Here is a 12,199-nt window from a genome sequence, read left to right as displayed (position 1 = left end):
GCAACCGCGCACCCGTCTCTTACATGGTGTCGGCCATCCATCCTGGGTCATGGCGCAGGAAGCCGCCCCATGACCCCGTGTCCGGGAGGAACAGCCCCAGGTCGGCCTCCACGGCGTTCTGCTGATCTCCAACAAGGAGCCAGGCGTCAGCACAGCGGAGGCGGTCTGCCATGACCTCATCCTGCCTGCGCAAAGGTCCTCAAGGATGGTGAGCCGCACGCCCGTGCGGGGCCGAAGCGGCGGGGAGCCCTGGACGCGTATGACCCCGGCCAGGGCGGCCAGCCGGTCAGCCGGGTGCCGGGTGCCGGGAAATGTCTCACGTTAGACGCTTTGGAGCCTCACAGCCCCGCCCGACCTTGCGGTTCGGATGCATCCAGATAAAGACAAGGGTTAAATCTCAGAGGTAGCCGTCATTCGAGCGGCGCGCAGCCCCTCGTCGATTCACACACCGTGCCTGTTTCAAGCCTGGTGGCTTGATCATGCTGAATCGGGGAAGGTGCACAGTGTGTCCTCTGTGCCGTCCGACCTGCTGGTGCAGATACGGCATGCCTTGATGCAGGCGGGCTTCCACCTGACAGGGGAGGCGGAGGACGGCAGGCCGGGTCTTGCGGTGACGGACGTGCCGGCCGGGGTGCTGGTGAGGTGGACAGCCTCGGACGGGTTCACCTCTTTGGCGAAGGACCAGCGAGGAACCCTGGGCGAGGGCATGCAGGCGATCGTGCAGGCTGCGATATCGAGCCTGCTGGTCCAGCTGGGGCACACTGTCACGGAATTCTCCGACGGCGACCTCCTGGTCCTGGCCGCCGAGGCGAGGGCGTCACGTGATGCCCGTACTGATGATCACGGGGCCGCCGGTGCTCCTCAAGGCCGTTTCAGCTATCACTAAAACCCTGCCTGCGTCCTCTTCGGCAACGCCACGCCCCGCCACCGCGCCTGGCGGGCTGTGAGCCGCCCGTGACTGGGCGCGGCGGTGGCACTGGATGGGCGTCAGCCAGGACGGGACGGGTGTCACCAGCTCATGTCAGGCAGCTGTAGTGATCATGGCTGTTCGCGAGGTGACCACGCTGCTGCCGTCAGGTGCCCATGGGAGGATGATCGGCTGGCCTGCGCATGTATTCACCTAGTGGCTGCGACGCTGGGAACAGCGCGCGAAAGGCCACAAGACTGGTTCAGGTGCTGAGGGCTTGTCGTAGGGCGGGGTAGCAGGGGATGACCGCGTCGACACCGAGCAGCCGCAGCTGACGCAGCACGGCCTGTTGCGGGTTGGCCAGGCGTAGCCAGCCGCCGGCGCTGGTGGCGGCGCGGTGTGCGGCGATGAGGGCATTGATGCCGGTGGAGTCGATGAACGTGACGCCGCTGAGGTCGACAACGGTCCGCGGCGGGCGGGCACCGTCGGGCGGTAGCAGCGCATACCGCAGATGGTCGCGGATGCTGTAGTCGATCTCCCCGCTCAAGGTCACGACCTCGATGCCGTCGACCGCCGGCTGGCCGCGCTGTGCCGGGGCGCGGTCGCCTGTCACAAAGTCCTCGCCCGCACTCGCTGCTCCCTCGCTTCTGGCGGAGTCGGTGCTCCCAGGTAGTGTGCCCGATGGGATGGGGGACATGTATCCATTCGGTCGCCCCCGTCCCTCTACGCCACCGACGAGTCCTGCGCGTGCAGCACGCCCCGGGCAGGGCCCGGCCCCTTGCGCACCTTCGCCAGCACCCACCTCGTAGGCCGGCGGTTCCCGAGTACCTCGCGGACTGCCGACTTCAGTGACGGCTCTAGCCGCTCGGTGGCGACCTGGTCGTAGTCGACGCCGTCGACCGGCCGTACATGGTGGGCGCGCGGACCCACATCCGGTACTGCGCCGCCTCCATGATCGGAGCGCGCTCAGCCGGTTGCGCGTCGGCGGGGCTGGCGCGTCTGCATCCGGCCGTCGTCAAGGACGGCGCCACGCCCATGCGGGCCCCCGGCCAGGCGACCAGACGGCACAGGGCCTGGGCTGAACGCCGGGATGGGGGATTGCTGTATTGGGTCATCGCCGGATGTGTCGACAGGGAAGCGCAAGGTTGACTTGCTGGCCTCGTCCGTTCCTGTCGGTCTGTAGGACCCGGCCACCTTTCCTACCGTCAGGGGCGGCAGGACGGACAGCCTGCGGGGCCGGCGGCCGGTGCCCCCGGGCGCTGGCCCCGCTTATGGCCTGAGCCCTTGCCGGGCAGGGCTGGACCGCAGGTACGACGCATCAGCTGTGTCCCGCGCGGTCCGGGCCCGTTCGATCCCGGTGAGGTGAGACGGTGGCGCTCAGTGAACGGGGTCAGGGCCGTGAGGGATGGGATCGCGTGCGTCCATGCAGGCGATGATCCGCTCGGCATCGTGGCTCACAGCCGGCTATGAGCGCGGCCCACACGGCACGCGTCAGGAGGGTGCGGACTTGACGCCTGACGGACCTGGGCACGGGTCAGTAGTACTGGACGAGACAGAATTCGTGGTCTTCGGGGTCGGCCATCACGACGACCACGCCTTCGTCGTAGTCGTGCCGTTCGCCGGTGAACCGGCCGCCGAGGGTGATCACCTGGGCGATGCCGTGGTCTATATCGTCGACCATGACGTCGAGGTGCAGCCGTAGCTTGCCGTGCTTCGGCTCGGTCACGGGCTGAAAGGTGAGGCGGGGCTGCGGGTCGCCGGGACGGCCGAGGTAGACCCAGCCGGGACGGGACGGGAGTCGAGGGCGGTCCAGCAGGGCGCTCCAGAATCCCGCGACGCGTTCCACGTCGACGCAGTCGATGGTCACGCCGGCCCAGCGGTTTGTCATGTCGTCAGCTCTCCTTAGTTGGCGGATTGAATGTCGGCGGCTCGGTGTTCCCCGGCCGGGCTGCCCGTGAGGTTAGGGGCGGCATCGCACCGTGAGTCGGGTGCGGGACTCCCTGGCGAACTCGCTGCCCGGCGAGTTCCGTGGCCGCGTCGGCGGGTGTGGTCCCGCGGGTCCGGGCGGTGTGGAACACCTGCCGGAGCGTGGCGGTGATGCGGGAGAGACGCTTGGTCAGCTGTTCCGCGGATTCCCGGCGCAGTTCGACACCGGTGGCGTGGATGACTCCTCCCGCGCTGACGACCACGTCCGGCGCCCAGAGGATGCCGCGTGCGGCGAGAAGGCGTGCGGTGGCCGGTTCGTCGAGTTGGTTGTTGGCGGGGCCGGCGACGGCGGCGCACCGCAGCCGGGGCACCGTGCGGGCGGTCAGCAGCCCGCCGAACGCGGCCGGCACGAGGATGTCGACCTCCGCCGCGAGGGCGTCGCCCGGATCCACCCAGGTCGCACCGAGCTCCTCGGCCAGGCTGCGGGTGGCCGGGTCGATGTCGGTCACGATGAGCCGTGCGCCGACCCGGTTCAGGAGTCGGGCAACGTGGGCGCCGACCGCACCGAGGCCGATCACTCCGAAGGTCCGGCCGGCGAGCTCGGATGAGCCGAAGGCCTCCTCGGCCACCGCGCCCAGTGCCGCGAGTGTGCCGCGCGCGGTGTGGAGGGAGGAGTCGCCGCTGCCGCCTTCCTCGACGGGCCGGCAGCAGACATGCACGGTACGTTCGCCGATCACGGACATGTCGGCCGGGCCGCTCCCGATGTCCGGGCCTGCGATGTAGCGGCCGCCAAGCGATTCGATGGCGTCGCCGAGGTCGTGGAGCAGCGCCGTACGCTCTGCGCCGACCGGCCGGGCCGCGCGCGGGAGGGCGACGACCGCCTTCGCGCCTCCGTGCTCCAGACCTGCCAGCGCGTTCTTCTCGGTCATCGCCGCCGCGAGCCGCAGCGCGTCCGCGACTGCGGCGGCGGGGTCGGGGTAGTGAGTGATCCGGCACCCCCCGGCGGCCGGGCCGAGAGCCGTCGAGTGGATCGCGAGAATGATCGCGAGGCCACTGCGGCGGCCGCGCGCGACCTGCACCAACTCGTGTGAAGGATTCGGAAGGTTGGGGGACAGAGCTTCCTCAAGTGCGGCTGTCATGGGGTGAAACTAGCCGTTCCGGCAAAGGGATCGACCCTGCACCGAACGGAATTCGGCGCAGGGGCCATAATCACCGTATGGATGAACTTGATTCGGCGATCGTCCGGCATCTGCAGCGCGATGCGCGGCAGACCAACCGCGATCTCGCCCGCACCCTCGGCATAGCCCCGTCGACCTGCCTCGAACGCATCCGTGCCCTGCGCGGCCGCGGGGTCATCACCGGCTATCACGCCGCGGTCGATCCGGCCGCCCTGAACCGCCACGTTCAAGCGCTCGTCCACTTCCAGATCCGCCCCCTCAGCCGGGCGGTCATCGAGGCGTTCAAGACCTACGCCGCTGGCTTGCCCGAGGTCAGCACGGTCTATGTCGTCACCGGAGGCGACGACATGATCGTGCACGTCTCAGTGCCCAGCGTGGACTACCTCCACGGGTTCCTCATGGACAAGTTCACCGAGCGCCGGGAAGTCGTCGGGTTCCGTACGTCTGTGATCTACCAGCACACTCACAACCAGGTGCTTGCGCCCCTCACATCTTGACTCGCCAGGCCTACTTCGTTGCTGTTCGAGACACAGGGGTGTTGCCTCAATCAGTGTGGGAACCGGGTTGCAGAGGAACCCGGGGCCCCCACCGCCCGGGAAGGTGGTGGGCCGCTGATCCTTTAGCGAGGCCGTCCGTAGTGACGCTGGTTAGTCCGCCGTCGGAAGCTTGATGACCACCGCCCTGTCGAGCTGCTGAAGGGCTGATCCGATCTCCTGGATGAGCGGGACGGCTGCGTCCGGCTGCGCTTCGACTGCCCGCCCCGCCACTGCCCTGTTCACCTTCTTCGCCGCTTCCTGGAGCGACGCGAGGGCGGCCTGTACGCGCTCTCGATGTCCTTCGCCGCGAGCGCCGCCTGGTGCTGCGCCGACGGGGACGACGACCGGTTCCGCGACGCCCGGCAGCTGCTCCACCTCGAGCGCGAGCCGCGCCGACGTGGCGTCGTCGCCGGTCTCCATGGCCACGACCTAACGAAGCGTGTGTGCGCCGGGGGCCACAGGAGGCACGGCTCTCCCTTCTGGACAGCGGCCATGGTCAACGTCCCCACACGGGGCGGGTCGTTGCCGGGCCTTGAGGCAACCTTTCGCCCCGACCACACCACCGACCCGGAGGCCCCGACCACGGTCACGATGAGTCCACAAACGCCCAGGCCGCCTCTGTGGTGGGCCCGACCAGGCCCTGGGGCGCTGCTGCGAGGGTGCACCCCAGACGACGGGGCTTGTGTGCCGTGCAGCGCCCTGCCCCTGGTAGCCTCCCTCGCCGAGCTCAACGTCATGGTCGGGCAGTGGGCTGGGAAGACGAGCGGCAACGGATGAGCTCCCGGCCGGGGCCGGTAGGTGGATGTTCGTTGAACGGCCGCTGTTGCAGCCGTCACCCAGCGAACCGTTGGGCATCAGGAGGGCCGTTTCCGCTTGCGCGTGGACCGCTTCCGTCAGGTCAGTGTCCGCACCCTGTCCGCACTCCTGGCTGCTCGGTGCCGGTGCGGCTGAGCGGGCGGACGGCGACCGTGATACTGCTCGCCGGTGACCTGGTGCTCTGCGACGGAGGGAAGCCGCCTGACGTGGACGGCTGATTGCCAGGAGCGAGGGCTCGGCCTCATCGTGGCCGCTGCCTGCAAGCCCGGCTCTAGTCCGCGAATCTGACCGGCGCGCGAGTAGGGGGTAGCCAGGGGGCAGGACCTTGCCGCGAGCTGATCGCTTGAGGCGTACCGCCGTGGCCGGGCCCGCTTACGCGGGCTTGAGTGTGCAGGCAGACGGCTCGCCCGGTGCCGGCAGGTCGGCCACGAGGAGCCGGTAGCCGACATCAAGGGCTTCGCGGTCGAGCAGGTCGGCATGGCGCTCATGCCACCGGCCGCGGGACAGGTCGTCCTCCAGGCGGGCCAGGCCCGGCTGGAGGACGTCGTCGCTGATCTGGGCGAACAGCGAGATACCGGCCCGTACGTGCGGGTCGAGGTAAGCCTGGGGCCGGCGCCAGAAGGCGGCGAGGAACCCGTCGGTGCAGTCGTGGGGGATAGGAACGGTTTCGATGCGGGCGCCTCCCAGCAGCGTGGCCAGGCGGTCGACCGCGACAGCCCGTGTGCGGTCGAAAGCGGCCGCCTCGGGCAGGTACTCGCGCAGCAGCCAGAAGCTGTGGTTGATGTCGGGGTCGAAGGTGAGGATGACGATCCGCCGCCGGGCGATGCGGCGCAGTTCGCCGATGCCGGCTTCCAGGCTGCTCCAGTGGTGCACGGTCAGCAGGGCCATCGCCGCATCGACCGAGTTCTCGGCCACAGGGAGTGCCTCTGCGGATGCTTCCACGGCCGGTGCGGATCCGGCGGGACGCTGGGCGATCATCACCGAGCTGGGTTCGACAGCCAGCACCGTGTGTGAGGGTTCGTAGGATCCGGTACCGGCTCCTACGTTGATCACCGTGGTGGCATCACCGAGGGCCTGATGAATCCTGGCGGCGATGCGGGGGTCCGGTCGCCGGGTGCCGGCGTAGGTCGCACCGATGCTGTTGTAAGTCGCCACACCGCACAGTCTGCGCTTGTCGCTGCACATCGGGAAGACCGCACGTAGCGTTGTCCGCTTCCACCGACGGACGTGGGTACTGGGAAGCGGACCAGGGAGTAAGGGCTTCCAACGCGGCAATCACCCGCTTGCACGCCGAAGTTCACCGCAGGAGCAGTTCAACTGCACGCAGTGAGTCACAACTCGGTCGAGCACCCCGTGCGCCAGATCACCGTCACCGATGCCACGGGGGACTGGCTTGACTCCAAAGCCAGCCTCACGCGACCTCCGGCTCAGCCATCCGACCGCCATCCCGCGACGTTCGATTGCATGAGGTCTACCTCAGTGTGCTAACCGCAGCATGAACGGATCACGGGCTGGCCGCTGCGCACCGTCAGACACAAATCGGTCGTCCTCTGTCGAAGTGCTGTCATGACCGACGGATCGTAGTACTCCTTCTGGTAGTAGCCCTCGTTGCACCCGGTGACGTATCGCCGTAGTTCGACCGGTAGTCCAGGCACGCCTCGGGACCCACGTAAAGCGACTACTGAGGAGCACCCCCCGGGGCGAGTCTCTCGACGACGAAGCGAAGGATTTCGCGGGCGCGCTCGACGGCAGGCTGAGCACAGCCCACTCCGCAATCGGGGACGTCGCGTACCAGGAGGAGCTGGAGGGGCAGGAGTCGGCGACGGGGAGTTAAGTCCGCCGGTTCGGCGGGTGTGATCGGCCCCATGGTGAGCTGAGCGTTGCCGAAGAGTCGCACGGGCAAGTGGCCGGGATCGCTTGACCCCGGCCACTCGGTCACCGGCCTTCCGGCGTCAGCGCGGTGACAGTCGTGAAGCGCGTGTCACTGGTAGACCCGCACGTAGTCCACCAGCATCTTCGCCGGGAACGGGGTGGAGGCGTCGGGCGGTCCGGGCCAGTCGCCGCCGACAGCGAGGTTGAGGATCAGGTAGAAGGGGTGGTCGAAGACCCATGGGCCGCGGGTCTGTTCGATCTGTGCTTTGTCGAGCGTGAGGACGGTCCGGCCGTCAAGGCTGTAGACGATGCCCTTGCTGTCCCAGTGGGCCGCCCACACATGGAAGTCGTCCGAGTAGTCGGCGTCCCCCGGCAGCTTGTAGGGAGCGCCGATCCCGCCGCCGCCGTTGTACGCCGGGGCGTGGACGGTCGAGTACGAGGTCTTCACGTCCTTGCCGAGGACCTCCATGATGTCGATTTCGCCGTTGTACGGCCACGGGCGGCCGTCGAGGAAGTCGGCGCCCATCATCCAGAAGGCGGGCCACAGACCGTTGCCCTTGGGTACCTTGATCCGCGCCTCGACCCGGCCGTAGGTGAACTCGAATTTGTTGCCGGTGTTGATCCGGGCGGATGTGTACTGGCAGGTGCCGCTTCCCGTGAGCGGATCGGTCGGGCACGAGGTGCCGGGGGTGGCCTGCTTGCGTGCCTCGAGGACGAGGTGACCCGCGCCGTCCATGCTCACGTTGTCGTGGTTGGTGTAGTACTCCAGCTCGTTGTTGGGGCCGGTGCCGGGATCCGCGGACCACTTGGCCGGGTCGGGCTTGGTGCCCGCCGGGGAGTTGAACTCGTCCTGCCAGACGATCCGGGGCGGGTCGGCGGGGTCACGCGGCAGCGGGGGCGGGGTGATCGGGGCGCCCCCGCTGCCGTACACCTGGAACTCCCACAGCGAGTAGCCGTAGGAGGTGGCCCGCTGGGTGCCGTACATGCGGACGTACCGGCCGGTGCCGGAGACGGTCAGGGTCTGCTTGAGGCCGGTGCCGGCGGTGGTCGAGTAGATCGGGGTCCAGTTCGTGTTGTCGGGTGAGACCTGGATCTGGAACGACTTGGCGTACGCCGGGTCCCACTGGAGCACCACCTTGCTGATCTGCGCCGTCGCGCCCAGGTCGACGGAGATCCAGCCGGGGTCGGTCCAGCCGTTGGTGGGGCTGGTCGCCCAGCGGGTGGCGGGGTCGCGGTCGAAGGCGCGGGCCGGGTTGCACTCCCAGCAGTGGCCGTCGTGCTGCGAGCTGGAGGCCGCGCCGGTCTTGCCGTAGGACAGGAGCTTCTCGGCGGGGTCGGGATCCGGATTGCCGCCGGTGTCCTTGGTGCCGAAGACCTGGAACTCCCACAGGGAGTAGCCGTATTGGGTGGCTCGCTGGGTGCCGTGCATGCGGACGTAGCGGCCGGTTCCCGAGACGGTCAGGCGCTGGTTCCCGCCGGTGGCGGTGGCGGTCTCGTGGACGGTGGACCAGGTGCGGCCGTCTGCGGAGACCTGGATCTGGAACGCCTTGGCGTAGGCGGCCTCCCAGTTCAGGGCGACTTCGCTGATCTTGGCGGCGGAGCCCAGGTCGACCTGGATCCACTGAGGGTCGGCGAAGGCGCTGGACCAGCGCGTGCCTGGGTCGCCGTCCACGGCGTTGGCGCCGACGAACGGGTTCTCCGTGGACGAGACCGTCACTGGTCTGCCCTGGGAGAGCAGGGGGTCGGCGGCGTGGGCGGGCGGGGGGCCCGGTATGCCGGCGAAGGACAGCAGGATGACCGCGAGGGCTATGAGCAGGCCCAGGCGGCGGCGCATCAGACTCACGGCGGCTCCTCGAAAGCGATGAGGTGGGGCGAGAAAGCCAGGGAGCGCTCTCTGGAGGGGGAGCCTGCTGCGGGAAAAGAGAGGTGTCAAGGGTTTACGTTCACCTTAAGAAAACGTGTAATCCCGACCTGATGGATCATCAACTCGCTTATGGACTGCCGCTGGACTGTGTGCCGCCACCTGGGCGGCACACAGTCCAGCGTGGGTCAGGACTTCTTGAAGACGGTGACAGCGAGGCCGTCGGCTGTCGTGCCCGTGGAATCGACGGCGCCGTTGGTGCCGAGGACCTTCCTCCAGGTTCCGGCGGGCAGGGACACGGTGTAGGCGTTGTTCGTCGGGTTGTAGACCACGACGGTGTCGTGGCTGCCGGGCGCGCCGGCGTTGGAGCTGATCGCCGAGGTGACGACGGATCCGTCGGTGGTGGTGGACATCTGGGCCTTCACCGCGTCCCAGGTGCCCAGGCGCAGGGCGGGGCTGTTTTTGCGGAGCGCGATGGCGTCCCTGTAGTAGCGGAAGGTGGCGGCGTTGAGGGCCTTCTCGCCCCACTGGAGGGCGTTGACGTGGTCACCTGCCTCGTAGGAGTTCTTCGCGGTCTCGTAGTCGCCGCCCACGACCTTGGAGTGGAGGAACTCGTCGCCTTCGTAGAAGAAGGGGATGCCCTGGGAGGTGAGGACCATGCCGACGGCGAAGCGGTTCATCTGCCCGGCACGGCCGGCCGGGCCGCCGGTCACGCCGGAGTAGGTGATCTTGTCCCAGAGGTTGAGGTCGTCGTGGGCGGAGACGTAGTTGATGGTCTGCTCGGGGTCATAGGCGAAGGCCGGGTCCCAGGGGTTGGACAGGGCGTTGGTGCTCTTGGTGGCCAGCGGGGAGCCGCGCATGCCGAGGGCGATGGCGGAGGTGTTGGGGGAGGAGCCGCCCATGTAGCCGAGGATGCGGTCGCGGGTGCCGCCCTTGATGGCGTCACGGTATGCGCCGTTGAAGACTCCGACGTGGCCGCCGGCCAGCGTGGGGGTCGTGCCGTAGCGGACCTTGACGGCTTCCTGGGGGTCGCTGACTCCGCCGCTCCAGGGCTCGCCGTGGATCTGCAGGTCGCGGTCGGGGAACGTGGCGTTGAGGTGCTTGGCCCAGGCGTCGACGTTCTTGGCGTGGTGGATGCCCAGGAGGTCGAAGCGGAAGCCGTCGATGTTGTAGTTCTTGACCCAGTACTCCAGGGAGTCGCGGATCAGGCGGCTGACCATCGGGTTGCCGTCGTCGATGGAGTTGCCGGTCGCGGACAGGTCGGTCTGCGTGTAGTACTTGCCGGTGATGTTCTGCAGGACGTCTTTGTTGGCGGTGTGGTTGTAGACGACGTCCATCAGGACGCGGATGCCGTTCTTGTGGAACTCGTTGACCATGTTCTTGAACTCGCGCATCCGGTCCTCGGGCGCGGTGAACTGGGAGAACTGCTCCTCGGGAACGTTGTAGTTGAGCGGGTCGTAGCCCCAGTTGGGCACGGTGCTGTTGAAGTCGAAGGCCGGTAGCAACTGGACATGGGTGACACCCAGTTCCTTGAGGTGGTCGATGCCGGTCTTGACGCCGTTGTGCGTGGTGCCTGTCTGGGTGAGGCCGAGGAACTTGCCGCGCTTGGCGCTGTCGACTCCGGAGCTGGGGTCGATCGTGAAGTTGCGGACGCTCAGCTCGTAGACGACGGCGTCCTCCCGCTTGGTGATGGCGGGTCTGGGGGCCCATCCGCCGGTGGGCTGGACGGCTTCGGCGTCCATCACGATGCCCTCGGTGGTGCCGGGCTTGACCATGCGGGCGTATGGGTCGCGGACCGGGTTGTTGCCGACGCGGAACTGGTAGGGCTGGTTCTTGAGGTCGCCCGGGACGATGGCCTGGTAGACGTCCGTGTAGCCGCTGACGTCCGCGGGCCGCAGGGCGTGCGTCTGTCCGCCGACGGTGACGCTCACCTGTGAATTGTCGGGTGACCAGATCCGGAAGGTCGTCCGGGCGGGGGTGTAGAGGGCGCCGAGGGTGCCGTCGGGGGCGGGGCCGGGCGGCTCCTGCGTGCGCACACTCAGGACGTGGGTGGTGCTGTCGTACGAGAAGTCGGTGGTGGCGCCGTTGGTGGGGACGGTGAAGCTGATGTCGGCGCCCGTGGGGCTGCCGCCCTGGCCGTAGCTCTCGGTCCAGGACTGGCCGATGGCGGCCTTGACCTTCCAGGTGCCGGCCGGGATGGCGGTGGTGGACCAGGTGTAGGTGCCGTCGCCGTCGATGTCCTTGAGCCAGGGGGTCAGGCAGTTGGGTGCCCAGTCGGCCGCGCAGCCGAGTTCGGACTGGAAGGAGCCGGCGGCGGTGACGATCTTGTTGTTGATGTCGTCGGCGATCCAGTGGGTGACCGGGTCGTAGACGAAGGTGACGTTCTTGCCGCCGGCCGGGATCTGCAGGGGGATGTCGGCGCCGTGGTACGTGGCGTGGGCGCCGTAGTTGTCGGTCCAGGTGTTGTTGAGGGCCGCCTTGTAGGCGTGGGAGCCGCCGGGCACGGTGATGGTCTTCGACCAGGCTCCGGAGCCGTCGGTGCGGGCACTGAGCTGGGCCTGGGCGCAGCTGGGAGCCCAGTCACCGGCGCAGCCGATCTCGCTGTTGAACGTGCCGGGGACGGAGACGGCGGTGGTGGGTGTCTCGGCCTGGGCGGCGGTGGACAGGGCGGGTACGAGCGCCAGTCCCATGGCGGTCGCGGCGAGGACCGCCGACGCGGCTCGTGCTCTGTGGCGCCGGGGGCGGCGCGTGGTGGTGCCGTGCAAGGGGATGCCTCCTCGGGGTGGGGATCACCCGTTCCGGGCGGCGGGATGCCGCCGGTGCGGATGATTGAGGGAAGGCGGCGCTGGCGTCCTGACCAGCGGCGCGGCTCTGAGGCGGGTGTTCGCCCGCCGTCACGGATCGGCATGCCGCCGGGTCGCCCGGTCGACTGCTAATTCGCCGTCTAACTCCACTTAGTAACCTGATAGTTGTGTGCCGTCAATGGATCCGGCAGGACCTGCGGGACCGTAACGAGAACACGCCTCTGCCAGGCGGGGGAGCTCGGATCGCCTCAGCACGGGCGGCCCGGTGGGCAGCGCCTGCGCGCGCCCACCGGGCTGTG

The 12,199-nt window shown here is 68.5% G+C and carries 10 protein-coding genes; 2 read left to right on the top strand and 8 right to left on the bottom strand.

The window, feature by feature from the left end:
• Nucleotides 1-19: 19 nt before the first annotated feature.
• Nucleotides 20-172, bottom strand: a complete 153-nt coding sequence (locus M8H82_RS27945) for a hypothetical protein (RefSeq protein ID WP_250077836.1) — start codon at nt 170-172, stop codon at nt 20-22.
• Nucleotides 173-505: 333 nt separating this feature from the next.
• On the opposite strand from M8H82_RS27945, the gene M8H82_RS27940 reads away from it, so the two are divergent.
• The gene (locus M8H82_RS27940) at nt 506-886 is read left to right on the top strand and encodes a hypothetical protein (protein WP_250077835.1); all 381 of its coding nucleotides are present in this window, start codon (nt 506-508) and stop codon (nt 884-886) included.
• Between the two features lie 283 nt (nt 887-1,169).
• On the opposite strand, the gene M8H82_RS27935 is transcribed toward M8H82_RS27940, so the two are convergent.
• The 3 genes from M8H82_RS27935 to M8H82_RS27925 all read right to left on the bottom strand — a co-directional run bounded on the left by M8H82_RS27935 (nt 1,170) and on the right by M8H82_RS27925 (nt 3,972).
• Nucleotides 1,170-1,520, bottom strand: coding sequence for an STAS domain-containing protein (locus tag M8H82_RS27935; protein WP_250077834.1), 351 nt, complete (start codon nt 1,518-1,520; stop codon nt 1,170-1,172).
• Between the two features lie 921 nt (nt 1,521-2,441).
• Nucleotides 2,442-2,795: a VOC family protein gene (locus M8H82_RS27930; RefSeq protein ID WP_250077833.1), complete on the bottom strand. Its 354-nt coding sequence runs from the start codon at nt 2,793-2,795 to the stop codon at nt 2,442-2,444.
• A gap of 4 nt (nt 2,796-2,799) precedes the next feature.
• The gene (locus M8H82_RS27925) at nt 2,800-3,972 is read right to left on the bottom strand and encodes a Glu/Leu/Phe/Val dehydrogenase dimerization domain-containing protein (protein WP_250077832.1); all 1,173 of its coding nucleotides are present in this window, start codon (nt 3,970-3,972) and stop codon (nt 2,800-2,802) included.
• Nucleotides 3,973-4,049: 77 nt separating this feature from the next.
• Here M8H82_RS27925 and M8H82_RS27920 point away from each other — a divergent pair, with 77 nt between their 5' ends.
• Nucleotides 4,050-4,508, top strand: coding sequence for an Lrp/AsnC family transcriptional regulator (locus tag M8H82_RS27920; RefSeq protein WP_250077831.1), 459 nt, complete (start codon nt 4,050-4,052; stop codon nt 4,506-4,508).
• Nucleotides 4,509-4,658: 150 nt separating this feature from the next.
• On the opposite strand, the gene M8H82_RS27915 is transcribed toward M8H82_RS27920, so the two are convergent.
• From M8H82_RS27915 to M8H82_RS36495, 4 genes are all read right to left on the bottom strand, one after another.
• Entirely contained in the window at nt 4,659-4,973 is a 315-nt protein-coding gene (locus M8H82_RS27915) for a hypothetical protein (RefSeq protein WP_250077830.1), read from the bottom strand.
• A gap of 762 nt (nt 4,974-5,735) precedes the next feature.
• Nucleotides 5,736-6,518 carry a methyltransferase domain-containing protein gene (locus tag M8H82_RS27910; protein WP_250077829.1) on the bottom strand — a complete coding sequence of 261 codons (783 nt, stop codon included), beginning with the start codon at nt 6,516-6,518 and terminating at the stop codon, nt 5,736-5,738.
• Between the two features lie 826 nt (nt 6,519-7,344).
• Nucleotides 7,345-9,069: a discoidin domain-containing protein gene (locus M8H82_RS27905; protein ID WP_250077901.1), complete on the bottom strand. Its 1,725-nt coding sequence runs from the start codon at nt 9,067-9,069 to the stop codon at nt 7,345-7,347.
• Between the two features lie 215 nt (nt 9,070-9,284).
• A complete protein-coding gene (locus M8H82_RS36495; RefSeq protein ID WP_284049425.1) occupies nt 9,285-11,861 on the bottom strand; it encodes an alpha-amylase family glycosyl hydrolase in 2,577 nt (858 codons plus the stop codon).
• Nucleotides 11,862-12,199 lie beyond the last annotated feature (338 nt).

The organism is Streptomyces sp. YS415, assembly GCF_023544665.1.
In the GTDB taxonomy this organism is placed as follows: Bacteria; Actinomycetota; Actinomycetes; order Streptomycetales; family Streptomycetaceae; genus Streptomyces.
Note: the sequence above shows the minus strand (reverse complement) of the source record. Positions and strands in the feature narration are given on the sequence as shown.

Excerpts from the sequence above, each read along its gene's own strand:
- M8H82_RS27945 (WP_250077836.1), bottom strand. The coding sequence starts at position 172 with ATGGCAGACCGCCTCCGCTGTGCTGACGCCTGGCTCCTTGTTGGAGAT.
- M8H82_RS27930 (WP_250077833.1), bottom strand. The coding sequence starts at position 2,795 with ATGACAAACCGCTGGGCCGGCGTGACCATCGACTGCGTCGACGTGGAA.
- M8H82_RS27925 (WP_250077832.1), bottom strand. The coding sequence starts at position 3,972 with ATGACAGCCGCACTTGAGGAAGCTCTGTCCCCCAACCTTCCGAATCCT.
- M8H82_RS27920 (WP_250077831.1), top strand. The coding sequence starts at position 4,050 with ATGGATGAACTTGATTCGGCGATCGTCCGGCATCTGCAGCGCGATGCG.
- M8H82_RS27905 (WP_250077901.1), bottom strand. The coding sequence starts at position 9,069 with ATGCGCCGCCGCCTGGGCCTGCTCATAGCCCTCGCGGTCATCCTGCTG.